Annotated in this window: 19 protein-coding genes; 15 read left to right on the top strand and 4 right to left on the bottom strand. The window is 64.6% G+C overall.

The features are described 5' to 3' along the window. The first annotated feature begins 393 nt into the window (after positions 1–393). Positions 394–723, top strand: coding sequence for a DHCW motif cupin fold protein (locus Q319_RS0103950; RefSeq protein WP_029480681.1), 330 nt, complete (start codon positions 394–396; stop codon positions 721–723). 41 nt (positions 724–764) lie between these two features. Continuing rightward, positions 765–3,959: an isoleucine--tRNA ligase gene (ileS, locus tag Q319_RS0103945; protein WP_029480680.1), complete on the top strand. Its 3,195-nt coding sequence runs from the start codon at positions 765–767 to the stop codon at positions 3,957–3,959. 61 nt (positions 3,960–4,020) lie between these two features. Here ileS and Q319_RS0103940 read toward each other — a convergent pair whose 3' ends face one another. Next, positions 4,021–4,848 (bottom strand): DegV family protein, encoded by an 828-nt coding sequence (locus Q319_RS0103940; protein ID WP_245618957.1) that lies wholly within the window; start codon positions 4,846–4,848, stop codon positions 4,021–4,023. Positions 4,849–5,084: 236 nt separating this feature from the next. On the opposite strand from Q319_RS0103940, the gene bshA reads away from it, so the two are divergent. Then, positions 5,085–6,209 (top strand): N-acetyl-alpha-D-glucosaminyl L-malate synthase BshA, encoded by a 1,125-nt coding sequence (bshA, locus tag Q319_RS0103935; RefSeq protein ID WP_029480676.1) that lies wholly within the window; start codon positions 5,085–5,087, stop codon positions 6,207–6,209. Between the two features lie 74 nt (positions 6,210–6,283). On the opposite strand, the gene Q319_RS27820 is transcribed toward bshA, so the two are convergent. Together Q319_RS27820 and Q319_RS27815 are read right to left on the bottom strand one after the other, a co-directional pair. After that, the gene (locus tag Q319_RS27820; RefSeq protein ID WP_162178616.1) at positions 6,284–6,898 is read right to left on the bottom strand and encodes a histidine phosphatase family protein; all 615 of its coding nucleotides are present in this window, start codon (positions 6,896–6,898) and stop codon (positions 6,284–6,286) included. A 17-nt stretch (positions 6,899–6,915) separates the two neighbouring features. After that, the gene (locus tag Q319_RS27815) at positions 6,916–7,629 is read right to left on the bottom strand and encodes a hypothetical protein (protein ID WP_029480674.1); all 714 of its coding nucleotides are present in this window, start codon (positions 7,627–7,629) and stop codon (positions 6,916–6,918) included. A 147-nt stretch (positions 7,630–7,776) separates the two neighbouring features. Between Q319_RS27815 and uvrC the strand changes: the two genes are divergently transcribed. Together uvrC and Q319_RS0103915 are read left to right on the top strand one after the other, a co-directional pair. Beyond that, complete coding sequence (gene uvrC, locus Q319_RS0103920; protein ID WP_029480673.1) at positions 7,777–9,627, top strand: excinuclease ABC subunit UvrC; 1,851 nt, start codon at positions 7,777–7,779, stop codon at positions 9,625–9,627. A 106-nt stretch (positions 9,628–9,733) separates the two neighbouring features. After that, positions 9,734–10,654 carry an SDR family oxidoreductase gene (locus tag Q319_RS0103915; protein ID WP_029480672.1) on the top strand — a complete coding sequence of 307 codons (921 nt, stop codon included), beginning with the start codon at positions 9,734–9,736 and terminating at the stop codon, positions 10,652–10,654. 118 nt (positions 10,655–10,772) lie between these two features. On the opposite strand, the gene Q319_RS26830 is transcribed toward Q319_RS0103915, so the two are convergent. After that, entirely contained in the window at positions 10,773–10,925 is a 153-nt protein-coding gene (locus tag Q319_RS26830) for a hypothetical protein (RefSeq protein WP_156039160.1), read from the bottom strand. Between the two features lie 195 nt (positions 10,926–11,120). Between Q319_RS26830 and Q319_RS0103905 the strand changes: the two genes are divergently transcribed. From Q319_RS0103905 to Q319_RS0103860, 10 genes are all read left to right on the top strand, one after another. After that, complete coding sequence (locus tag Q319_RS0103905; protein WP_245618955.1) at positions 11,121–11,873, top strand: phosphatase PAP2 family protein; 753 nt, start codon at positions 11,121–11,123, stop codon at positions 11,871–11,873. Between the two features lie 294 nt (positions 11,874–12,167). Next, positions 12,168–13,202: a LacI family DNA-binding transcriptional regulator gene (locus Q319_RS0103900; RefSeq protein ID WP_051655087.1), complete on the top strand. Its 1,035-nt coding sequence runs from the start codon at positions 12,168–12,170 to the stop codon at positions 13,200–13,202. A gap of 84 nt (positions 13,203–13,286) precedes the next feature. Beyond that, complete coding sequence (locus Q319_RS0103895; protein WP_029480668.1) at positions 13,287–14,534, top strand: ABC transporter substrate-binding protein; 1,248 nt, start codon at positions 13,287–13,289, stop codon at positions 14,532–14,534. Between the two features lie 118 nt (positions 14,535–14,652). Further along, on the top strand, positions 14,653–15,597 hold the full coding sequence (locus Q319_RS0103890) for a carbohydrate ABC transporter permease (RefSeq protein WP_029480667.1): 945 nt from the start codon (positions 14,653–14,655) through the stop codon (positions 15,595–15,597). Beyond that, positions 15,594–16,499 carry a carbohydrate ABC transporter permease gene (locus Q319_RS0103885; RefSeq protein WP_029480666.1) on the top strand — a complete coding sequence of 302 codons (906 nt, stop codon included), beginning with the start codon at positions 15,594–15,596 and terminating at the stop codon, positions 16,497–16,499. Before Q319_RS0103890 ends, Q319_RS0103885 begins: the two co-directional genes overlap by 4 nt. A gap of 2 nt (positions 16,500–16,501) precedes the next feature. After that, complete coding sequence (locus tag Q319_RS0103880; protein WP_051655086.1) at positions 16,502–17,764, top strand: glycoside hydrolase family protein; 1,263 nt, start codon at positions 16,502–16,504, stop codon at positions 17,762–17,764. Positions 17,765–17,836: 72 nt separating this feature from the next. Next, positions 17,837–19,222, top strand: a complete 1,386-nt coding sequence (locus Q319_RS0103875) for a GH1 family beta-glucosidase (RefSeq protein WP_029480664.1) — start codon at positions 17,837–17,839, stop codon at positions 19,220–19,222. After that, positions 19,219–20,862: a glycoside hydrolase family 43 protein gene (locus tag Q319_RS0103870; RefSeq protein WP_245618953.1), complete on the top strand. Its 1,644-nt coding sequence runs from the start codon at positions 19,219–19,221 to the stop codon at positions 20,860–20,862. Before Q319_RS0103875 ends, Q319_RS0103870 begins: the two co-directional genes overlap by 4 nt. Further along, positions 20,859–23,063, top strand: coding sequence for a glycoside hydrolase family 3 protein (locus Q319_RS0103865; protein ID WP_029480662.1), 2,205 nt, complete (start codon positions 20,859–20,861; stop codon positions 23,061–23,063). Before Q319_RS0103870 ends, Q319_RS0103865 begins: the two co-directional genes overlap by 4 nt. Positions 23,064–23,100: 37 nt before the next feature. Further along, positions 23,101–24,111, top strand: a complete 1,011-nt coding sequence (locus Q319_RS0103860; RefSeq protein ID WP_051655085.1) for an endo-1,4-beta-xylanase — start codon at positions 23,101–23,103, stop codon at positions 24,109–24,111. Positions 24,112–24,160 lie beyond the last annotated feature (49 nt).

Genomic DNA, 24,160 nt, shown 5'->3' with positions numbered 1-24,160 from the left:
CGGCGCTGCCCACTACGCCGCACGGCGCATTGACCCGCACGGTCCCGCCGCCCTACCATGAGGGCCACTCCTGAAAACGGGGTGAGCAAAGAGATGCGAACGCGAGGACAGTAGCCTCGGCAGGGCAGTCGCTAAACAGCGAGTCAGGGACAGTGGGAGCCTGACAGACAACGCCACCGAAAGCGAAGATCACCTCCCGCGCAGACGGAAGAAAGGTCCACAGGGGCCGATTAGACCCGCCCGGACGCCCCCCGACAGAGGGCCTTGCAACGAGGCCGGAGCAGGATGCGGCGAAGTTGGGTGGTACCACGCATCAGCCCCTTACAGGCGGCGCGTCCCAGCAGTGAAGCTGAGGCGTGTCGTCTTTTTTGGGTGTGGGTGGGAGGGAAAGCTATGCAGATGCAGGACATTCCGTTTGGCGTCACCGACTGGGCAGGCGTGCCAATCACCGAACATCCCGGCGTAACGGGCGTGGCCCACTGGCGCACTCAACACTTCGGTGGCATTCGCGTCCGCATGGTGGAGTATTCACCGGGCTATCTGGCGGATCACTGGTGCAGCAAGGGTCACATCCTGCTGGTGCTGGACGGCCAACTGGACACTGAACTGGAAGATGGCCGTACCTTCACCCTTCTCGCCGGCCAGAGCTATCAGGTGGCCGATCACGCCGAGGCCCACCGCTCCAGCACGGCGTTTGGGGCAAAACTTTTTATCGTCGATTAGCACCGTTTCTGTGACGCACTCTCCCCCACCGAGGTTTCCCCATGTCCATGTTTAATCCCGTCGAACCCAATCCCAAATTCCCCGCGCTGGAGGAAGCCACTCTCAAATGGTGGAACGAGCAGAAAATCTTCGAGCGCAGCCTGGAAGGCACGCAGAGCGGCCCGGTCTACACCTTTTATGAAGGTCCGCCCACCGCCAACGGTCAGCCGGGCATCCACCACGTTCAGGCGCGCAGTTTCAAGGACCTGTTTCCGCGTTTCAAGACCATGCAGGGCTACCATGTGCCGCGTAAGGCGGGCTGGGACACCCACGGCCTGCCCGTGGAGATCGGCGTCGAGAAAAAGCTGGGGCTGAACTCCAAGCGTGAGGTGGAGGCGTACGGGATCGACAAATTCAACGCCGAATGCCGCCAGAGCGTGTTCGTGTACGAGGCCGACTGGCGCAGGTTTACCGAGCGCATGGGCTACTGGGTGGATCTGGACGACGCCTACATGACGCTGCACAAGGACTACATCGAGTCGGTGTGGTGGAGTGTAGCCGAGCTGGAGAAAAAGGGGCTGCTGTACCGGGGCTTCCGCGTCGCGCCGTACTGCCCGAAAGACGGCACCACGCTCTCTAACGCCGAGGTCAGCGAGGGCTACAAGGACATCCAGGACCCCAGCGTTTACATCACTTTTGATTTGAAAGAGCCGGAAAAACTGGGGCTGGAGGCGGGCGCGGCGTTTCTGGTCTGGACGACGACGCCGTGGACGCTGCCCTACAACGTGGGCGTGGCCATTCACCCGGAGTTCGAGTACGTGGCCGCGAAGGACAAGGACGGCAAGGTGCTGATCCTGGCCCGCACGCTGCTGGACGAGGTGCTGGGCGAGGGCGCGGAAGTCGTGAAGTCGTTCAAGGGGACGGAACTGGACCGGCTGAGCTACGAACCTCTGTATACCGAGGCGTATGAAGCGGAGGGCGACGGCGCACCGATCTGGATGAGTGGCCTGGATACTTACGTTTCCGACAGCGACGGCACCGGCATCGTCCACACCGCCCCGGCCTTTGGCGAGGACGACATGCGGCTGGCGAAGAATTACGGCTTCCCGGTGATCGTGGGCGTGGACCCGGAAGGGAAGCACCGTTACGGGCCAGAAGGAAAAAACGGCTGGAAGGGCGTGTTCTTCCGCGACGCCAACACGGACATCATTCGTGATCTCAAGGCACGCGGCCTGATGTGGCGCGACAAGAACTTCATGCACAGCTACCCGCACTGCTGGCGCTGCGGCACCCCGCTGATGTACTACGCCACCGAGAGCTGGTACTTGAACAACACCTCCATGAAAGAGCGGCTGATCGAGCTGAACCAGACCATCGACTGGCACCCGCCACACATCAAGAACGGGCGTTACGGCGGCTGGCTGGAAAACCTGATCGACTGGAACCTGTCGCGCAACCGCTACTGGGGCACGCCTTTGCCGATCTGGGAAACGGCGGACGGTGGGAAATACAAAGTTGTGGGCAGCTACGCCGAACTGGCGGAACTCAGCGGACGGCCAGAGCTGACCGGGCCGGACTTTGACCCTCACCGCCCCTTCGTGGACGACATCACCTTCGAGCTGGACGGTGAGACCTATAAGCGTGTGCCCTACGTGATGGACGTGTGGTACGACAGCGGCTCCATGCCGTTCGCGCAGCACCATTATCCGTTCGAGAACAAGGCGAAATTCGAGAACGGCGGCTTTCCTGCCGACTACATCGCCGAGGCCATCGATCAGACGCGTGGGTGGTTTAACAGCCTGCACCAGATCGGCACGATGGTCTTCGATTCGGTGGCCTACAAGTCAGTGATCTGCTCTGGTCACATCCTGGACGAGAAGGGCTTCAAGATGTCCAAGAGCAAGGGCAACATCGTGGACCCCTGGGAAGTGTTCGAGCAGTACGGGGCCGACGCCGCACGCTGGTACATGTACGTGTCCGCGCCGCCCGAACTGAGCCGCCGCTTCGGCATGAATCTGGTGGGCGAGGCGTTCCGCAGCTACTTCCTGACGCTGTGGAACACCTACAGCTTCTTCGTGCTGTACGCCAATCTGGACAAACCGGACCTGCGGGCCGCGCCGCCGCTGGAGGACCGACCGGAAGTGGACCGCTGGCTGCTGGCGAAGGTGCAGGCGCTGATCGAGACCGTAACTGAGCGGTTGGAAAACTACGATCCCACCGGATCGAGTCGGGCTTTGCAGGACTTCGTAACGGAAGATTTGAGCAACTGGTACGTGCGCCGCAACCGCAGGCGCTTCTGGAGTGGGGACGGGCAGGTGGACCTGAGTGCCTATTCCACACTGCACTATGCGCTGGTCACGGTGACGCAACTGACCGCGCCGTTCACGCCGTTCCTGGCCGAGACGCTGTATCAGAATCTTGTACGGAGTGTGGACGATAGTGCGCCGGAAAGCGTTCATCTCGCCAGTTGGCCGGTGGTGGACGAGGCCCTGACCGCGCCGTCGCTGGTAGGCGAGATGGACGCCGTACTGCGGGTGGTGGGATTGGGACGGGCCGTGCGGGCCAAGAGCGGGATGCGTCAGCGTCAGCCCCTTCCGCGCGTGATGCTGCGTGCCCGCACGCCAGACATGACAGCGGCGCTGGGCCGTTTCGGTGAACAGATCAGAGAGGAACTGAACGTCAAGGAAGTGGAATTGCTGGACCAGTACGCCGAACTGGTCAGCTACGCGCTGCGCCCCAACCTTCAGCTCCTCGGCAAGAAATTCGGCAAGGCAGTACCACAGGTGCGCGCAGCTCTGGCAGCGGCGGACGCCTCCGAGATCGCGCGGGCGGTGCGGGACGGCAAGCAGTTCGAGGTGCTTGCGCCCACAGGCGAACGCTTCGAGCTGGGGCCGGACGAGGTGCTGGTGGACGCCAAATCCCCCGAAGGCTACGCCGCGCAGGAGGAGGCCGGGTATCTGGTGGCCTTCGACACCACGCTGACGCGAGAGCTGGAGCTTGAAGGGCTGGCCCGTGATCTGGTGCGCGGCATCCAGGACGGGCGCAAAAAGGCCGGATTCGAGGTGCAGGACCGCATCACGCTGCATCTGGAGCTGGAAGGCGACGCCCGCGCCGCTGCCGAGGAGTGGCAGGACTACCTGATGTCCGAGACGCTGGCCGAAACGCTGGTTTTCGGTCAGGCATCAGGATTTAAGGCCGAGGTGGAGGGCGGAGCAGCGTATCTGGAGAAACTGGAGGCAGACGGACTGACGGCGTAGAAATGATGTCAGGAGGACGCGGCTGAGCTATCGCCGCGTCCTCTTCCTTGCTTCTGTGCCCTTATGCGGGCCGCGCCATGAATCCGAACGTTCCCGGCCCCACATGCGCGCCGATGGCCGGACCCATCAGGTGCATGCGGGCGCTTTTCACGTTCAGGCCGCTGCTGGTGACGGCGTGGCGCAGGGCCTGCATGCGGCCACTGTCACGCCCGGCGTGAATCACCGAGATGCACAGCGGCTGGTCGCCGAAGCGGGTGTGCAGGCCGTCCAGCATGTCGTCAATGGCGCGGTCCGACTTGCAGCGCCGCAGGGGCTTGAGTTCACCGCCCTCGAAACCCAGGATCGGGCGCAGGCCCAGCATGTTGCCGAAAAACGCCTGGGCGCGGCCAATTCTTCCTCCCCGGCGCAGGTATTCCAGAGTCGGTACGCTGAACTCGGCGTGAATCTGGGCGCACACGGCTTCGGCGGCCTGGACCGCACTGGCCGGATCGCTGCCGCTCAGGACCGCTGCACGGGCCGCCAGCACTGCTTCGGCCAGCGGCGTGCAGGCCAGGCCGCTGTCTACCACGTGAATGCGCCGCTCGAGATTCAGCAGGGTGGCGGCCCGCCGGGCGTGTTCCACCGTCTCGGAGAGCTTGCCCGACAGGTGAATGCTGACCACCTCGTCGTGGGTTTCCAGCAATTCGCGGTAACGCGCTGCGAAGGCGGCCACGGCCACTGGTGTCGTCCTGGCCGTGCCACCTGCTTTCATGTGGCTGTAGACGGCGTCGGGATCGACCTCCTGCCAGTCCAGAAGCTCCCGCTCCTGCATGTGAACGGTCAGGGGAATGATGTGGATACCAAGTTTCTGGGCTTCCTGCGGGGGCAGGTCACAGGTGGAATCAGTCAATACAGCGATCATTCATTTATTCTCAGCCTGTACTCATCTCTACTTCTGTATCGTTTCTCGCGTGTCTCCCGCCATTGGGGGGTGTGGGGAGGGGGTGAATCCAGGCGAAATTCCCCGGTCAACATGAAGGTGCTGTCCGACAGTGAGGTCCGGGCGGCGGCACTATACTTTCGAGCCGTGAACACGAACGCCCCACAGGTCTGCAAACCAGAAGTCGGCCCGCCAGGAGTCCAGCAGTGAAAGTCGCCGTGCTGTGCCACGCCAGCGCGGGCGGCTCGGGCGTCGTGGCCACCGAACTGGGCCTCCAGGTGGCGCGGGCCGGGCACGAGGTGCATTTCATCGGCTCGGCGCAACCCTTCCGGCTCTCGGGGCAGTGTGGAATGCGCGGGCCGTATTTCCACCAGGTCAGCGGGTTTGCCTACGCGCTGTTCGAGCAGCCGTACCCGGAACTGGCCGCCGCCAACACCCTGACGGAAGTGATGCTGGAATACGGCGTGGAGCTGGCGCACGCCCACTACGCCATTCCGCACGCGACGGCGGCCATTCACGCCAAAGCCATTACCGGGCAGGGGCGGGTGCTGACCACGCTGCACGGCACCGACGTGACGCTGGTGGGGGCCGAACCCGCCTTCCGTCACACCACCCGCCACGCCATCGAACGCAGTGATCACGTCACCGCCGTGTCGCGTTTTCTGGCCGAGCAGACGGGTGAAGTCTTCGGGATTGACCGCGAGATCGAGGTGATCCATAACTTCGTGGACGCTGAGCGCTTCCGGCGCATCACCGATCCCGAGGTGCGGCTGCGGTTCGCCCACCCCGAGGAGGCGCTGCTGGTGCATGTCAGCAACTTCCGTCCGGTCAAGCGGGTGGAAGACGTGGTGCAGATCTTTGCCCGCGTGGCCTCCGAACTGCCCGCCCGCCTGCTGATGATCGGCGACGGCCCGGAGCGCCCGCGCGCCTTCGAGCTGGCGCAGCAACTCGGCGTGATCGGCAGGACGCATTTCCTGGGATCGTTCCCGGATGTGGAAACCGTGCTGGGCATCAGCGATCTGTTTCTGTTGCCCAGCAGCAACGAGAGCTTCGGGCTGGCCGCGCTGGAGGCCATGAGCTGCGAGGTGCCAGTGGTGGCCGCCCGCGCTGGGGGCATTCCCGAAGTCGTCGAGGACGGCGTGACTGGCTTCCTCTGCCCGGTGGGCGATGTGGACGGCATGGCCGACGCGGCGCTACGGGTGCTGCGCGACCGCGAGCTGTACCTGAGCATGGGCGCGGCGGCGCGGCAGGCGGCGGTCACCCGCTTCTCCCCCACCCTGATCGTGCCGCAGTATCTGGAAGCCTACGAAAGGGTCTTGCGGGAGGCTTGAGGTCTGGATGCCACTGACACATGTGTCCAGATTTACTAAGTGAAAAGATTCACGATAAATCTTGTTCGTGAAATTTAGATTCCTTCGCTCTTTTCGTCTGATTGCCTGATCTGCAAGCCATCTGTCGTCTGGACCAATTCCGTCAACTCCGCGTTGGCCTGCGCGAAGCGGTCTGAACGCCAGCTTTCCACCACCGGAACACGCAGCAGGCGGATCAATATCGAGGTCAACGCGCCGCCGTGCGAAACGACGATGGGCGTTCCGGGCAAGTTCAGGACGGATTGAAGGGCCGCCTCGAACCGGTCCGCCACGTCGCGCTGACTCTCACCGCCGGGGAATGAAATGCTGTCGCCTGGGCCGATGAGTTCGCCGAATCCGGTCTTCAGATCGCTGTAAGGCCGCCCGCGCCAGTCGCCCGGATCGATCTCCTGAATGCCGTCCAGCACGGTCACGGGCACGCCCAGCAATTCAGCGACAGGAGCGGCGGTCTGCTGGGTGCGGATGTAGGTGCTGGCATAGACACGGGGAGAATCGAGATTCAGAGCGGCTAACTTTCGGGCCAGCGCCTGAGCCTGCGCATGGCCCTCGGCGGTCAGTTCGTCGTGCTGGCTGTCCACGCCGCGCAGCACGCCCGCAACGTTTCCGGTGGTCTGCCCGTGACGGGCTAAAAAAAGGCGAGAGGAAGTCACCGCAGGAGTGTAACCAGTCAGGACGGCCCAGAGGGCAGCCCTTCCCACACGCCCCGGACCCCCTGCACCTCGAAACGGGCAAACAGTTCCTCGCTGTACCAGTTTTCCTGGCGGGTGCGGGCAATGACGTGTCGGTGCGCGCCGCCCTGATACGCGTAGGCACGCATACTCGCCTGGTCCTGCCAGACGCTGAAGGTGGCCTGCTGCACCACCGGCCACTCGCCCAGCCCCAGCGCGGAGATCAATCCGGGCTGATCTGGCAGAAACTGCTGCGTGCCCGGCACCGCGCGCCAGAAGGCCAGCAGTTGCGAGGGGCGAATGACGGCGCGGGTCAGGACCGCGACGGGGAATTCGCCGGAAGGATGGCGTGAGATGGCGGGGCCGAACGGTTCCTGTCCGGCCCATTGCCCATGCCAGCGCAGGGGCCGCAGCAGCAGGGTCACGGTGTCGGCCACTGCCTCCCGCTCCTGCCGACGCCAGGGGCTGTCCTCGAACAGCTCGAAGGCGGCGCGTGACTGCCACACGGCGAAACGCCCCCAGCGGCGCGGATCCACGCTCAGCGAGAGTTTCGCGCCCTGCCCGGTACCCAGCAGACGGTAAAAATCGAGGCCCGGCAGCCCGCGCAGGTGGCCGTGATCGGTGGCCATGCGCCGCATTCCTGAGCGCAGATCGGCGGGCGCAAAACGGTTGACGGTCAGGGTCACGAGTGGGGCGGGGGGCGGAGCAGACATCAGAGAACAGTTTAGGCCGCGCGTGGGCGCAGACTTTGGCCTGCCCCACGGTTGCTGCCCTGGCACATTCTTTCCCAGCACAGACGCTCAAGGTTCTCGGAAACCCCTGTCACGGTGCGCGGACCGCCTCTCCCCTATGCTGGGAACGTGCATTTCGACGATCTGCCCGTGCTGCCCACCACCCCCGGCGTGTACCTCTTCCGCAAGGGGGGCGTGCCGATCTACATTGGCAAGGCCAACAACATTCGCAGCCGGGTGGGACAGCATTTCAAGGCCGGGGGCAAGAGTGGCAAATTCACCTCGCTGGCCGAGTCGCTGGAATTTATTACCGCCCGCAATGAAGTCGAGGCGCTGGTCTTAGAGGCCAACCTGATCAAGCAGCACCGCCCGCATTACAACGTGACGCTGAAGGACGACAAGCATTACCCCTTTCTGAAGCTGACCAACGAGAAATTCCCCATGCTGGTGGTCACGCGGCGGGTGATCAAAGACGGCGGCAGCTATTACGGGCCATACCCGGACAGTTCGGCGGTGCGGCGGGTCAAGAACCTGATCGACACCATGTTTCCACTGCGCAAGAACAGCGGCCTGCCGATGCAGAAAAAGCCGCGCCCGTGCCTGAATTTTCATATGGGGCGCTGCCTGGGGCCGTGCGTGGACCGGGCCGATCCGCTGGAATACGCCCGCGTGGTGGACGACGTGAAATCGCTGCTGGAGGGCCGCGCCGCCACTGTCATCACCCGCCTCAAGGAAGACATGAAGGTGGCCGCACAGAGTCAGGACTTCGAGCAGGCCGCCCGTGTGCGGGACCGCGTGCTGGCCGTTCAGAAACTGTTCGGCACCGAGCAGCACGCCTTTGTCAGCGACGAGACCGATCTGGATTTTCTGGGCGTGGCGCAGGCCGGGGAATACGCGATGGTGCAACTGTTCCGCATGCGCGGCGGGCGGGTGGTAGGGCGCGACAAACGCTTCCTGACGAATGCCGAGGAAGGCACCCCTGGCGAGATCGTGGGGGCCTTCGTGCAGGACTACTACACCCAGGCGACGCATGTGCCGCCGCTGATCCTGCTGCCCGCCGAGTTCGAGGACGCGCCGCTGTGGTCCGAATTCCTGAGCGAGAAGGCCGGGCGCAAGACGGCCATGCGGACGCCGAAGCGCGGCGACAAGGTGGACCTGATCGAGATGGCCCAGCGCAACGCGGTCAACGGTCTGGATTCCGAATTGGCGGTGCTGGAGCGGCGCGGCGACCACCCGGGCCTGGACGCCCTGCGCGAGATGCTGGCGCTGCCGGACCGTCCGTGGCGCATCGAGGGCTACGACAACTCCAACCTGTTCGGGACCAACATCGTCTCAGGCATGGTGGTTTTTGAGGGCGGGCGGGCGCGGCGTGGGGAACACCGCCGTTTCAAGGTCAAGGGTCTGGACCACCCGGACGACTACACCGCCATGAAACAGACGGTGCATCGCCGCTTCACGGGCAGCCTGGCCGACAAGTTGCCGCTGCCCGATCTGATCGTGATCGACGGGGGGCGCGGACAGGTCAACGCTGCACTGGACGCACTGAAGGAGGCCAATATTCAGGTGCCGGTGGTGGGTCTCGCCAAGCGCGAGGAAACCATCATTCTGCCGGGGCGTTATGGTGCGCAGTGGTGGCTGGAAACGGGAACCGAGGTGGGCGTGAACCGCGAAATGCTGCTGCTACAAACGCACCCGGCGCTGAGAATCCTGATCGCCGTACGCGACGAGGTTCACCAGTACGCCATCACCTATCACCGCAAACTGCGCGGCCAGGACATGCTCCGCAGCGTATTCGACGATCTGCCGGGCATCGGGCAGAAACGGCGCGACGCGCTGCTGGAGGAATTTTCCAGTCTGGAGGATCTGGCCGCTGCCCCCGTCGATCAGATCGCCGCCGTGCCGGGAATGAACGCGCGGGCGGCGCAGAGCGTCAAGGATTTCCTGGTGCAGCGTGAGGCCAACCGGGTGCCGCTGGGTTAGCGTTCCGAATCTGTGATTCAGCGTCTGCCCACCGTCTCTTGAGGCAACCTTTCAAGTGTGTGGGAGGGTAGGTTCTGTGGCCAGGACGGCGGTAAGACTTGCGGGCATGACCAAAGACACCAGCACCACCCCACCCGTGAACAACCAGTACGAGATGCGCGATCCCCTGAGCCAGTACCCGCGTCCGCCGTTTCCCAGACAGCCGCAGTCCGCACCGGGTCTGGCGAGCGAGATGGACCCGAAACCGGACCACGGCGAGGACAGCTACGTGGGCTTTGGCCGCCTGAAAGGCCGCAAGGCGCTGATCACCGGGGCCGATTCGGGCATCGGGCGGGCCGTCGCCATCGCGTTCGCGCGTGAAGGGGCGGACGTGGCGCTGAACTACCTCAAGGTGGAGGACTCCGACGCCGAGGAAGTGATCCGGCTGATCGAGGCCGCCGGGCAGAAAGCCGTGGTCATTCCAGGGGACCTGACGGACGAGACGTTCTGCAAGGAACTCGTTCAGAAAGCTGTGGACGGGCTGGGCGGGCTGGATATTCTGGTCAGCAACGCGGGCAAGCAGACGGCAGTGGAGGCCATCGCCGACCTGACCTCCGAGCAGTTTGATGAGACGATGAAAACCAACATCTACGCCATGTTCTGGATCACCAAGGCCGCGCTGCCGCACATGGGGCCGGGGTCCAGCATCATCAACACCACCTCGATTCAGGCGAGCCAGCCGTCCAAGAATCTGCTGGACTACGCCATGACCAAGGCGGCGATGGCCAACTTCACGGGTGGTCTGGCCAAGCAGGTGGCCGCGCTGGGCATCCGCGTGAACGCCGTGGCCCCCGGACCGTACTGGACGGCCTTGCAGCCCAGCGGAGGGCAGCCCCAGGAAGGCGTGATGAAGTTCGGCGAGAGCGTGCCGCTGGGCCGCCCCGGACAGCCCGCCGAGATCGCGCCGCTGTACGTGCTGCTGGCCTCGCAGGAAGGCAGCTACATGACCGGGAATGTATACGCCAGCACGGGCGGCACGATCTACTAGGATTGGGACACTATCAACGCCGCGCACCACTGCTAGCTGCGCCGCGTTGACGCCACAAAGAAGCGCCGCCCACTTCACTGTCGAAGGGGGCGGCGTCTGGTGTTCCCGGGGATCGCGGTCACGCGGGGCGGGGGCGCTGGAACAAGGCTCTCAGGCTGAAGCGGGGGCGCTGTTCGGGGACGGGGCGGGCTTCACGGGCGCGGCGGGCCTGAGCGGCTTCCTGCCGCAGTTCCTGGGCGCGTTGCTGGCCGTACTGAAGATCAAAATGCATGGTGTTGTGTCCTGGGGGCGCTGGCTGCCGAGGCGGCATCCGTGGGTCCAGCGCTGATGGACTTATGGTGCGCCGCAGCGGGGGCGCAGCACATCCGGCAGGTGGCGCACCGGGACTGAATGATCTGGCCTAGCACCGAAAGCGTTAAGCATCCGCCAAGCGCGCAGAAGGCGGCGGACAGAGTGTAATGACGGCGTGTTTCCCACCCTCCTCCATGAGATCGTTGCCTTTGCCAGGGGCCACTGGCGCGGCCTGCTGCTGCTGCTGCTGGGCGTGCTGCTTCCGCTGGTGCTGATCGCGGAGCTGACCGAGGACGTTTTCCGCGACGGCGGCTTCGCCTGGGACACGGCGATTCTGGAGTGGTACCGCGCGCACCGCACGCCAACGCTGACCTCTGCCGCGCTGGCACTGGGAGTGATCGGTGGGGTCCGGGTGCTGCCCTTTGCCGCGCTGGCCATAGCGCTGCTGCTGGTGCGGGCGGGCGCACGCGTCCACGCATGGTATCTGGCCCTCGCCCTGTCGGGAGCCGCGCTGCTCAATCTGCTGGCCAAGCTGATCTTTCAGCGCCCGCGCCCGGATGAGCTGGGGGCGGTGCTGGTGGAATCGGGCTTCAGCTTTCCCAGCGGACACGCGATGGGCAATGCGGCCTTTGGGATCGCGCTGGGGCTGATCTTCTGGCGCTCACGGCTGGGCTGGCCGGTGTCGGTGCTGGGCGTGTTCTGGGGCGTGCTGCTGGCCGCCAGCCGCAACTATCTGGGCGTGCATTACCCCACCGACGTGATCGTGGGTTTCCTGAGCGCCGCCGCCTGGGCTTACGGCCTGTACCTGATCATGGGCCGCCGTTGGCCTGCGCTGCGGCGTTCACCGGGCGGAGTGGACGACACCCTGGGCACGCCCGAAACAGAGGCCGAGCCGCTTGCACCCAGTGAAAAGGGCCGCACGCACTGAGGGTGCGGCTCCGGCAGATGACGGCCCATCTTTACCTCCGTCCAGCACGGCGCTGAGCGGCGGCAGAACCGGAGTCGGCAGAGTCCGGCAGATGGGCAGCCTTTGGTATGCCGCGCCGGACATCAGCACCCTGTTTTGACAGTGTTGAAGCCAGACCTGCCCCCTTATACCGTGGTCATTGCGTCTGTCCGGCCTACGCTTGACAGCGCTTTCAAAATCGTCTAAGCTCAAGTTGTTCAACAAGTCTATATCTGGATTCACGAGCAGGCGACCGTGCCTGTCAGGAGCTGTCCTATGTCTGCAACCGTCACGCTGATGCACGTGGCGCGGGAAGCGGGGGTCTCACCCAGCACCGTGTCGCGCATACTGAACGGCACCGCCAATGTCACGCCGGACAAGCGTGAACGGGTGGAGGCCGTGATCCAGCGCCTGAATTTTGCTCCCAACGTGCAGGCGCAGGCATTGGCGAACGGGCGGAGTTTCTCGGTGGGGGTCCTGACCCAGAAACTGAGCAGCGCATTTTATGGTGAAACCCTGGCCGGGATCGAACAGGGACTGGACGGCAGCCCCTACCATCCCCTGGTGGTGAGCGGCCACTGGCGGGCAAAGCAGGAACAGCAGGCGCTGGACCTGCTGATGCGCCGACGGGTAGACGCCTTGATCGTGCTGGGAGGCGTGATCGAGGACGCGGCCTTACAACGGGTGGCGGCGCAGGTGCCGCTGGTGGCCGTGGGCCGTGAGGTCAGTGGACTGCCGGAGCGCTGTGTGCTGATCGACAACCACGCGGGTATCCGGCAGGTGGTGGCGCATCTGGCCGGGCTGGGCCACCGGGACATCGCCTACATCGGCGGAGACGAGTGCCAGCAGGACGCGGTGGAGCGCCGTGAGGGCTTTGAAGACGCGGTGCGTGAAATGGGGCTGCCGTTTCAGCCGCACCTGATGCTGACCGGCAACTACACCGAGGCCAGCGGTGAGCAGGCCGCCGCCGAACTGCTGGCCTCGGACCTGCCCTTTACCGCGCTGGTCTGCGCCAATGACCAGATGGCCTTCGGCGCGCGCCTGAGCCTGTACCGCCGGGGCCTGCGGGTGCCGGAAGACATCTCTCTGACCGGCTTCGACGACCTGTTTTCCTCACGCTACACCACACCGCCGCTGACCACCGTCCATCAGGCGGTCAACGAACTGGGGCAACTGGCCGCAGAGACTGTTCTGCGCCTGCTGGCCGGGGAACATCCCCGCATGTCTCCATACGTGCCGCAACTGGTCATCCGCGAATCCACGGGGCCGGCGTCCGGCGTCCCGCGCACCACGCCACGGGGGGCACATTAATGCACGACAGTTCCTGATGGCCCGAGAGTCCGCTGGTGTACATCCTTTGAAAGCGCTTTCAACTCTGACCCCTGGAGGTCTCCCATGAAGAAAATCGCCACGCTCGCCCTCGTGACCGCCCTGCTCGCCAGCACCGCCAACGCCCAGGAGAAGATGACCCTGACCGTGGCCGCCTTCCCCAGCCTGGATACCGCCATCAAGGCCATTATTCCGGCCTGGAACAAGAAATACCCCAACGTGACCATCAAGTTGCAGGCGCAGGAATTTGCCGACCACCACAACGCCATGACCACCGCGCTGGCCACCGGGCAGGGCCTGCCCGACGTGATGGCCGTGGAAATCGGCTACGTGGGCAAGTTCGCCGAGGGCAAGGGGCTGGAAGACATGAACAAGGCCCCCTACAACGCCACCCAGTACAAGAAGCTGTTCACGCCGTTCACGGTGGCGCAGGCCACCAGCGCGGACAAGCGCTTTGTCGCCATGCCCACCGACATCGGCCCCGGCACCTTCCTGTACCGCAAGGACATCCTGGACAAGGCGGGCGTGAACCCGGTGACCATGATGAAGGACTGGGACAGCTATATCGCCGCCGGCAAGACCATCAAGGCCAAGACAGGTGCGGCGCTGATCAACACCGCGCAGGGCATCTACGGCGTGGTCAGCCGCACCAACCTCAAAGCGGGCGAGGGCATCTACTTCGACAGCAAGAACAACCTGCTCGTCGGCCCCGACAACGCCCGGTTCCTGCGCGCCTTCACGCTGTCCAAGCAGGTGCGCGACGCTGGCCTGGACGCCAAGATCGGCGAGTGGAGCAACGAGTGGTACGACGCCTTCAAGAAGGGAACGGTGGCCACCCAGTTCAGCGGCGCGTGGCTGACCGGCGCGCTGCAAAGCTGGATGGCCCCCGACACCAAGGGCCTGTGGCGCGTGCAGAATCTGCCCGAGGGCGGGTACGCCTCGTGGGGCGGCTCGTTCTACGCCATTCCCAGCGCCGCCAAGAACAAGGCGATGGCCTGGGAGTTCATCAAGTTCATGACCATTGAAAAGTCCTCGCAGGTCACGGCGTTTATCGACAACGGCGCATTCCCCGCGCTGCTGACCGCCCAGAACGACGGTATCTTCAGCCAGGGCGTGCCGTTCCTGGGTGAGCAGAAGGCCCGGGTGCTGTGGCGCGACGCCGCCCGCAAGACCCAGCCCATCGACGTGAACAAGTACGACTCGGTGGCCGATCAGATCGTGAACACTGAACTGACCAACGTGCTGGAGCAGGGCAAGGACATCAAGCAGGCGCTCACGGACGCCCGCGCCCAGATCCTGCGCCGGGCCCGCTGAGGACACTTGACCTGAGCCGGATGCTTTGACCCTCTGGGGGAGCGAGAAAGGCGGCTCCCCCATTTCCATTCCCCGACTGCACTCTTTGGCCCAGCGCACGGCGCAAAAGGATGGCCCCATGCAAGAACGTGTTCCCCTGCCCACCAGTCCGCCCCGCCGCCGCTGGAGCTACGACCGCTTTCAGCAGCGCTTTGCGCCGTACATCTTTACCAGTCCGTTTTTTATCCTGTTCCTGATCTTCGGGCTGTTTCCGCTGGGCTTCAGTCTGTTCCTGGCCTTTCACCTGTGGAACCCGCTGGATGGGCTGGGCAACTGGGAGTATGTGGGCTGGGAGAACTTTGGGCTGGCGCTGGGCGCACCGGATCAGTTCTGGGTGGCCCTGAAGAACACCCTCTGGATCGGGCTGCTGTCCGGGGTGCCGCAGCATCTGGTGGCATTGCCGCTGGCCTTTGTCATCAATCAGTCGCTGCGCCGGTGGCAGGGCGGCATCAGCACCATCCTGTTTCTGCCATACATCACCAACGCCGTGGCGATCACGATCGTCTTCGGGATGCTGTATTCCGAGAACCTGGGGCTACTGAATTATGCCCTGTCGGTGGTGGGGCTGGGGCCGGTGCGCTGGCTGGCGGTGCCGGACCTGGTGCCGGTGTCGGTGGCCGTGGTGGTGTTCTGGCGCTACGTGGGCTGGAACGTCATCCTGTACCTGAGCGGTTTGCAGGCCATCAGCGAGGATGTCTATGAGGCGGCCACGGTGGACGGCGCGAGCAGCGTGCAGAAGTTCTTTTACATCACGCTGCCGCTGCTGCGCCCGATGATGTTCTACGCCTTCACCCTGACCATTGTGGGCAATATGCAACTGTTCGAGGAACCGTTCATCATGGTGGGGCAGGCGGGCGGCAGCGGAGGCACTGCGCTGACCTCGGCCATGCACATCTATAACGTGGCCTTCCGCGACCTGGACATGGGTTACGGCTCGGCGATGGCGTGGCTGCTGTTCCTGGCGATCTTCGTGCTGAGCATGATCAACAACTTCCTGTTCTCACGGGGCGGGGGGCGTTCATGACCACCCAGCCACTGGAAACGCCCGTGACCGCCACGCCCAGACCGCCCCGGCGCAAATCCAGATTGAACCTGAGCCGTGTGGGGCTGTGGGTCTTCGTGGGCATCGCCTGCTTTCTGTCGCTGGTGCCGTTTTACCTGATGTTCGTGTGGGCCACGCTGCCCAGCGCCCAGATCTTCGCCGTGCCGCCCAATCTGTGGTTTGGCAACGCCTTCGTGGAAAACCTCCAGAAGATGATGGAGGCCACCAACAACATGGCCCTGCGCCAGTTCTGGAACTCGCTGTACATCTCGGTGCTGTCCACGGTGACCACGCTGTTTTTCTGCTCGCTGGCCGGATTTGCCTTTGCCATGTACGACTTCCGGGGCAAGAAATACCTGTTCGGCTTCATTCTGGTCACCATGCTGATTCCGCCGCTGGTGATGGACATTCCATCTTTTCTGGTGATGAACAACTTCTTACAGTGGATCGGCACGCCGCGCACGCTGTGGGTGCCGGGCATGGCCAACGCCTTTGGCATCTTCCTGATGCGTCAGTACATCGTTTCCGCATTGCCCAAGTCGCTGATCGAGGCCGCGCGGCTGGACGGGGCCAGCGAGTTCGGCATCTATATGAAAGTGGTGGTGCCGCTGATCCGCCCGATTCTGGCGACGCTGGGCGTGGTGACCTTCGTGGGATCGTGGAACAACTTCAAGGGCGCGCTGATCATGCGTCTGAGTGAGGACAGCACCATGACCCTGCCGCTGTCGCTGCGGCGCATCACCGGGGGCGCAACCAACGTCAATGCCGACTGGGGCGCGACGCTGATGATGGTGGTCCTGACCGTGATTCCTCTGCTGATCATCTTCCTGTTCGCCAGCCGGCAGGTCATTTCCGGTCTGACCAGCGGCGCGGTCAAGGACTGAGGATGAGGGGAATTTTCACGCTCAGCCTCGGCCTGTTGCTGTCGGCCCAGGCGGCCACAGTCACCCCGTCCGGCGCAGCGCCAAGACCGATCCTGCCCGCCAGCGTCAGCGCCTTCAACCTGGGCAACTGGATGCCGGTGACCGAGGCGGTGGACGGATTGAACGCCCTGAAGCCTGCTGCCCTGCGCTGGCCCGGCGGCAACATCGGCGACGAGCAGAACCGCACGCCCGAAGCCATGCAGACGCTGAAATCCAACTGGACGCTGCTGGGCCAGCCGCCGCTGATGATTCAGACCCGCGTGTTCACCCGGCCTGGCGGCAACCGCGACAATGTGCCGGCCAAAAATACCCCGGAAGACGCCGCCGAACTGGTGCGGATGGCGCAGGGCCTGGGCCTGAACGTCGCGTACTACGAGATCGGCAACGAGCCGGACCTGTATGCCACCAACCGCAGTGACCCGAGCTGGACGCCCGAAAAATACTGCGGCGTGGTGCGGGCGCAGAGGGCCGCCATTTTGAAGGTTGACCCACAGGCCAAGATTGCCGGGCCAGCCGTCAGCAACCCCAACGCGTATCTGGACGCGGCGATCAGGGAATGCGGCGACGCCTTTGATCTGGTGACGTGGCACCTGTATCCCTCCAACGGTGACGGCACGGCGGCTGAAGCGTTCGCCAGCATCATCAGGGTGACGGACACCGTGGAGCGCGTGAAAAAGCTGTGGGCGGACCCGGCCACCAATCCGAAGGGGCAGGGCAAGACACTCACGCAGGGCGTGACCGAGTACGCACAGTCGTACCGCTCGGACCGGGGCACGCATCTCTCAGACGCGGTGGGCGGACTGTGGGCGGCGGAGGCGGCGCTGCGGATGTCGGAAGCCGGCGCAGTCTTCAATCCCTACTTCTCGCTGATGGCCACCGGCAATCACGGCCTGCTGGACGACGCCGGATTCCCGCGCATGTCCTACGCCGCCTTCCGCGAACTGGCGAACTACCGGGGGCAGACCTTCGGCGTGCAGAGCGACGACGCTGACCTGTGGGTTCACGCCTCCAGGCAAGGCAACCTGTTGACGCTGTTCGCTATCAACACCCAGCCAGACGGCAAGACTTTGAACCTCAATCTGCCCGGCTACCGCGTGATCGGGGCCAAGACCGTGACGGACGAAGACGTGAATGCCGATAAGCCGCCGCGTGCGTTGAAGATTGGCGAAGCGCTAACGCTGCCGCCGCTGAGCTTCACACGCGTGGTGTTGAAGGCTTTGCCCTGACGCCGAGCCGTATTCACCAACTCTCGCCCCTCGCTTTCATTCTCAGACAGGATCACTTCCCCAGGAGTTTCTATGACCCAGCCCAACACCAAACAGCCCAACCCTGCAAATTTCCCGCCCCGCTTCACCTGGGGCGTCGCCACCAGCAGTTACCAGATTGAAGGAGCCGCCCACGAAGATGGCAGGAGCCAGAGCATCTGGGACACCTTCTGCGCCACACCCGGCAAGGTGCTGAACGGCGAGAACGGCGACGTGGCCTGTGACCATTACCACCGCCTGGACAGCGATCTGGACCTGATTCGCGGTCTGGGCGTCAACGCCTACCGCTTCAGCGTGGCCTGGCCGCGCATCGTCCCGGACGGACGCGGGGCCACCAACCGGGCCGGGCTGGACTTCTACAGCCGACTGGTGGACGGCCTGCTGGCGCGCGGCATCACCCCGTGGCCGACGCTGTACCACTGGGATCTGCCGCAGGTGTTGCAGGATCGGGGCGGCTGGCCTGCCCGCGACACGGCCCTGGCTTTTGGCGACTACGCGGAGGTGGTGACCGCCGAACTGGGGGACCGCGTGAAGCACTGGATCACCATCAACGAGCCGTGGTGCGCCGCCTTCCTGGGCTACGGCAACGGTATCCACGCGCCGGGCCATACCGATCTGGCCGAGAGTTTCGCCGCCTCGCACCACCTGCTGCTGGCGCACGGGCTGGGCGTTCAGGCGGTGCGGGCGAATGCGCCGGGCGCGCAGGTGGGCATCACCCTGAATCTGGCGGGAGCGTATCCGGCAACGGACAGTGAGGCGGATAAAGCGGCGGCCCATCGTCAGGACGGCTTCGCCAACCGCTGGTACCTGGACCCGGTGTTTGGGCGCGGCTACCCGCAGGACTTCGTGGAATTGCTGGGGGCCGCCAGCCCGCAGGCGCAGGGGCTGGTGCTGCCGGGCGATCTGGAGACCATCGCCGCGCCGACGGACTTTCTGGGCGTCAACATGTACTCGCGCAGCGTGGTGGAGGACGCGCCCGGCGAGGGCTTCCTGGGTCTGCGGCAGGTGCATGTGGCGGGCAGCGAGTACACCGGTTTCGACTGGGAGGTGGCCCCCCAGAGCCTGACGGACCTGATGCTGCGGTTGCAAAAGGACTACAACCCGGCGGCCCTCTACATCACCGAGAACGGCGCGACGTACCCCGACAGCGTGGAAGACGACGGCACCGTGCATGACGGGGCGCGGACGCGCTACTTCCAGCAGCACATCGCGGCGGTGGGAGACGCGCTGGCCGGCGGCGCGAAGATGGCCGGGTACTTCGCGTGGTCCCTGATGGACAACTTTGAATGGGCAGAAGGCTACGACAAGCGCTTCGGCATCGTGCATGTGGATTTTGAGACCCAGGCGCGCACCCTGAAGCAGTCGGGGCAGTGGTACCGCGATTTCCTGGTTCGCGCGCAGGAGGGACAGCCCGCGTGACCACGCCACTGGAGCGGCCCTCTGCGGCCACCGTGACTCTGACCAACCCGGTGCTGCGCGGCTTTCACCCCGATCCCAGCATCGTGCGGGTGGGACAGGACTATTACCTGGCCACCAGCACCTTTCAGTGGTCTCCGGGGGTGGCCGTTTACCACTCGCGCGATCTGGTGAACTGGCGGCCCGCCGCGCAACCGCTGGACCGCACGAGTCTGCTGGACATGCGCGGCAACGCCGATTCCGGTGGCGTGTGGGCACCGGCCCTGTCGCACGACGGCCAGCGCTTCCATCTGATCTACACCGATGTCAAAAGCTGGGGCAGCACAGAGGTCTTCAAGGACAGTCACAACTATCTGACGACTGCCGAGAACATCGAGGGGCCGTGGTCCGAGCCGATCTACATGAACTCCAGCGGTTTTGACCCCAGCCTGTTTCACGACACCGGGGGCAGCACGGGCGTGGACGCAGGCGGCGACGGGCGCAAGTGGTTCGTGAACATGCGGTGGGACCACCGCGCGGGGCGCAACTCGTTTTCCGGCATCGTGTTGCAGGAGTACAGCCCCGAAGAAAAGCGGCTCGTCGGGCCGCGCGAGGTCATCTTCAGGGGCACTGAACTGGGCGTCACTGAAGCGCCGCACCTGTACCGCAGAGGCGGCTGGTACTACCTGCTGACGGCGGAGGGCGGCACCAGTTGGGAACACGCCGTCACCGTGGCCCGTTCGCGCAGCCTGCACGGCCCGTATGAGGTGCATCCCGACAACCCCATGCTGACTGCCGTGGACGCGCCGGGGCTGCCCATTCAGAAGAGTGGGCATGCCAGCTTTACCAACACGCCGGACGGTCAGTGGGTGATCGCCTATCTGTGCGGGCGGCCTATCAGCGAGCATGGCGAATGCCCACTGGGACGTGAAACGGCGTTGCAGTCGCTCACTTGGGACGAAGACGGCTGGCCGCGTCTGACTTCCGGCGGACACCACCCGCAGCTTCACGCCGCGTTGCCCGCGCTGCCGCCGCATCCCTGGCCACAGGCTGCGGCGCGCGACGACTTTGATGGGTCTGAATTGCGCTCCGAGTGGATGACCCTGCGTGCGCCCGCTGAACTGATGGGCGTGGAATTGACGGGCGGCAGTCTGAAACTGACCGGGCATGAATCGCTGAACAGCAAGCATCAACTGGCGCTGGTGGGCCGCCGACTGCAAGCGCTGGACGCCCGTTTCCGCACCGCCGTCAGCTTTGACCCGGAGGACTTTCAGCAGATGGCGGGCGTGTGTGCCTATTACGACTCCCGCAACTGGGTTTATCTGCGCCTGAGCCGGGACGAGCAGCGGGGCCGCACACTGGCGATCCTGCAATCCGAGAACGGCGATTACCGCGAACTACTTCCAGATGAGGTGGCCGTGGGCGAGACTGGCCCGGTGCATCTGGGCATCGTGTACAACAGTGGACAGTTCTGGTTTGAATACAGCGTGGACGGCGAGGACTGGCAGCCGATTGGCGAAAAACTGAGCGCCGGACTGCTGAGCGATGAACATTGCGGCGGCCTCAGCTTCACCGGCACCTTTCTGGCGCTGACCTGTCAGGACCTGAGCGGACGCAAGCTGGCTGCTGAATTTTACTGGGCCGAATACGTGGAGACGGCATGAAACTTTTTCTCCTCGGGGCTGCGCTGCTGGCCGCATCGGCAGGGGCGCAGACTGGAGCGGGGGCGCTGGCCGTTCCCAGGCTGCCGCAGGCCGAGGCCGAAATCCGTGCCCGCGCCGTGCTGGTGAAGATGACGCTGGATGAAAAGATCGGGCAGGTCAGCATGGCGCATTTCTTCCGTTTCCTGGAAGGTGGGAAAAGCGGGCCGATAGCTGCCAACGCGGGTGACATCTTTGCCCAACTGTTGCCCGGCGCGACGCTGAACGGCGGTGGAGACGCCCCGCAGCCCAACACCCCGCGTGGCTGGGCCGACGCCCTGCGCGGGCTGGAAACGCTGGGCCGGGCGAATCTGCCAGGAGGCATTCACGCCGTGTTCGGCACCGACGCGGTACACGGCGTGAACAACGTGCCGGGGGCCATCCTCTACCCGCACAACCTGGGACTGGGCGCGGCCTTTGACCCGGCGCTGACGCAGGAACTGGCCCGCGCCACTGCCGCCGACATGCGGGCCATGAACATGGACTGGAATTTCAGCCCGGTGGCCGATCTGGGCCGCGATCCGCGCTGGGGCCGCTTTTACGAGACCTTCGGCGAGTCGCCGTGGCTGGTGGCCGATCAGATCACTGCCAGCGTTCAGGGGCTGCAATCGGGCGGGGTGGCCGCCACCCTCAAGCATTTTGTGGGCTACGGTTCGCCGGGTCTGGGCCGGGACCGCGCCAATGCGGAGATCAGCACGCGGGCGCTGCACGAACTGTATCTGCCCCCGTTCAAGGCCGGAATCCGGGCCGGGGCCATGTCGGTGATGGCCAACAGCGGCAGCGTCAACGGCGTGCCAGTCCATGCTTCCAAAAACATCCTGACCGATCTGCTGCGGGGTGAACTGGGCTTTGGGGGGCTGGTGGTCAGCGACTGGAATGACATTGACCGGCTGGTGGGCACCTTCAAGACCCACGCCGATCTGGTCCGTGCTGCGGCGGCCAGCGTCAACGCCGGAATTGACCTGTACATGGTTCCCAACGATGTGGAGAAGTACGGGGCGGCCCTGAAAGAATCGGTAGAAGGCGGCCTGGTGTCTCAGGAGCGGCTGGACGAGGCGGCGCTGCGGATGCTGACCTTCAAGGCCCAGCTCGGCCTGATGGACGCCCGGCCTGCGGGAAGTGGCGTGATCACCGAGGGGCGGGCGCTGGCAAAACGCGCGGCGGCGGCCACCCTGACGCTGCTGGAAAACGACGGGACGCTGCCGATCAAAACAGGCCAGGTGCTGGTCACGGGTCCGGCGATGGACAGCGCGGCCATTCAACTTGGGGGTTGGAGCGTCAACTGGCAGGGCGTGGGCAAGGGCAACGTGAGCTACGTGCCGAAAGTCAGCACGCTGGCGACGGCCCTGAAAGCCTCGGCCCCAGCGGGCGTGACCGTCAGCGCCCTGCCGGACGGCAAACGCGAGGCGCTGCTACGGGCTGCAAAGACTGCTGACACCATCGTTGTGGCGCTGGGCGAGGCTCCGGCGGCTGAGAGTCAGGCGAACAATCCCGAGTTGGCGTTGCCCGCTGAGCAGGTTCAATTGCTGCGCGACCTGCTGGGAACGGGAAAACCTGTGGTGCTAGTGCTGATGGCGGGCCGTCCGATCCTGCTGCCGGAAGACCTGCAAAACCGCCTCCCGGCTTTCGTGATGGCGTACCTTCCTGGCAGCGAGGGCGGCGCAACCCTGGCCGACGCGCTGTATGGCCGCGCCGGGTTTCCGGGCCGCCTGCCGTTTACCTGGCCCGGCAGTCTGGGCGAGGTGGGCCTGACCGCAGACCGCCCCCCCGAAGGCGCAGGCGACGCACCGCTGCCGCTGTACCCGCTGGGTTTTGGGCTGGATTACACGGCTTACCGCACCAGTGACGGGCAGGCAGTCAAGACAGCGGACGGCGTGAAAGTCAGCGTCACCGTGACGAACACGGGCGAGGTGGCAGGCACAGCGACCTTGATCGTCAACGCCAGCCTGCCGCCCGCCGGGAATCTGGAAGCGGTGAAACGCCCGGTGGGGGTGGTCCGGGCTGAACTCAAGAAGGGCGAGGCCCGCACACTGAGCCTCGACATTCCAGCGGAACGGCTGGAAGCCTTCACAGGTGACGCGTTCGGGGCGGTCAGGAGTGAGGTTCTGGCGGGCCAGTACACCTTTGCAATCGGGGACGAATTGATCCGTTTCAGCCTGCCCTGAACACCCACATGACCGTTCAAGAGGAGAGGAGATACCTGTGCAACATCACACGGTCCGCCTGGGCCTCGCAGCGCTGGCCCTGAGCCTCAGCCTGACGCCCGCCCTCGCGTCCGGTCAGGCCCCCAGCCTGCGGTCCCTGGCCAGCGCGCGGGGCCTGCTGCTGGGCGGGGCCATCAGCGGCGAGCTGTTCAACACCGACAACCCGGACGAGGCCGCCACAGTCAACCGCGAGTACAACGCGGTGGTGGCCGAGAATGCCATAAAGATGCGGGCGATTGCCAACTCGCCGGACCCCGGCAATTATCTGTTCGCCACCGCCGACGCGATGGTGGCCTCCGCGCAGAAGAACGGCCAGACGGTACGCGGCCATACCCTGGTCTGGCACGACAGCGCCCCGGCCTGGGTGTACGAGATCAAGGAAAAGGCCGCCATGCGCGCGGCCATGACGCAGTACATCACCACCGTGGTCAAGCACTTTGGCGACAGGATCAATGTCTGGGACGTGGTGAACGAGGCCATTTCAGACGGGCCGGGGAACCCGCTGCGGAACAACAACCCCTTTACGGTGGCGGGGCCGGACTTTATCGCGCTGGCCTTCCGCACGGCGCACGCGGCCAATCCGGCGGCCAGACTGTATTACAACGACTACAACGTGGAGGGGCTGAACGGCAAGAGCGATGCCATGTATGCCCTGGTCATAGGACTGCTGGCCGATGGCGTCCCGATTGATGGCGTCGGCTTTCAGGGGCACATAGACATCAATTTTTCAGTCAAAGATTCAGGCATGCAGGCCAACTTGCAGCGTTCAGTACCGGACAACTTGAGTTCAGGCGGTGCTGAGCGCAGGAAAAGGGTGACTCAGGAGGCCAAAGTAGGCTTCGGCCTGTGGGCGATCCCATCTCAGCGCTCTCGCCAGATATTGCCAGCCATACTGGTACACGCTTGTTGCGCGGCGACCATGAGCCTTGATCAGAATCGGTTTGCACGCGTTCATCCAGACGCCCACCCTCAAACAGCACACCCAGGCCAGCGTGACCAGTCCAAATAACCGCTCCAGTCGGTCAGCGTGGGTCACCGCTGACCGTTCCAGGTCGAAG

The sequence above is a fragment of the Deinococcus marmoris DSM 12784 genome (assembly GCF_000701405.1).
Taxonomy (GTDB): domain Bacteria; phylum Deinococcota; class Deinococci; order Deinococcales; family Deinococcaceae; genus Deinococcus; species Deinococcus marmoris.
The sequence above is the reverse complement of the archived record's forward strand: the minus strand, read 5'-3'. Positions and strand labels throughout refer to the sequence as shown.

Excerpts from the sequence above, each read along its gene's own strand:
- Q319_RS0103950 (WP_029480681.1), top strand. The coding sequence starts at position 394 with ATGCAGATGCAGGACATTCCGTTTGGCGTCACCGACTGGGCAGGCGTG.
- ileS (WP_029480680.1), top strand. The coding sequence starts at position 765 with ATGTCCATGTTTAATCCCGTCGAACCCAATCCCAAATTCCCCGCGCTG.
- Q319_RS27815 (WP_029480674.1), bottom strand. The coding sequence starts at position 7,629 with ATGTCTGCTCCGCCCCCCGCCCCACTCGTGACCCTGACCGTCAACCGT.
- Q319_RS0103915 (WP_029480672.1), top strand. The coding sequence starts at position 9,734 with ATGACCAAAGACACCAGCACCACCCCACCCGTGAACAACCAGTACGAG.
- Q319_RS26830 (WP_156039160.1), bottom strand. The coding sequence starts at position 10,925 with ATGCATTTTGATCTTCAGTACGGCCAGCAACGCGCCCAGGAACTGCGG.
- Q319_RS0103900 (WP_051655087.1), top strand. The coding sequence starts at position 12,168 with ATGTCTGCAACCGTCACGCTGATGCACGTGGCGCGGGAAGCGGGGGTC.
- Q319_RS0103895 (WP_029480668.1), top strand. The coding sequence starts at position 13,287 with ATGAAGAAAATCGCCACGCTCGCCCTCGTGACCGCCCTGCTCGCCAGC.
- Q319_RS0103890 (WP_029480667.1), top strand. The coding sequence starts at position 14,653 with ATGCAAGAACGTGTTCCCCTGCCCACCAGTCCGCCCCGCCGCCGCTGG.
- Q319_RS0103885 (WP_029480666.1), top strand. The coding sequence starts at position 15,594 with ATGACCACCCAGCCACTGGAAACGCCCGTGACCGCCACGCCCAGACCG.
- Q319_RS0103880 (WP_051655086.1), top strand. The coding sequence starts at position 16,502 with ATGAGGGGAATTTTCACGCTCAGCCTCGGCCTGTTGCTGTCGGCCCAG.
- Q319_RS0103875 (WP_029480664.1), top strand. The coding sequence starts at position 17,837 with ATGACCCAGCCCAACACCAAACAGCCCAACCCTGCAAATTTCCCGCCC.
- Q319_RS0103865 (WP_029480662.1), top strand. The coding sequence starts at position 20,859 with ATGAAACTTTTTCTCCTCGGGGCTGCGCTGCTGGCCGCATCGGCAGGG.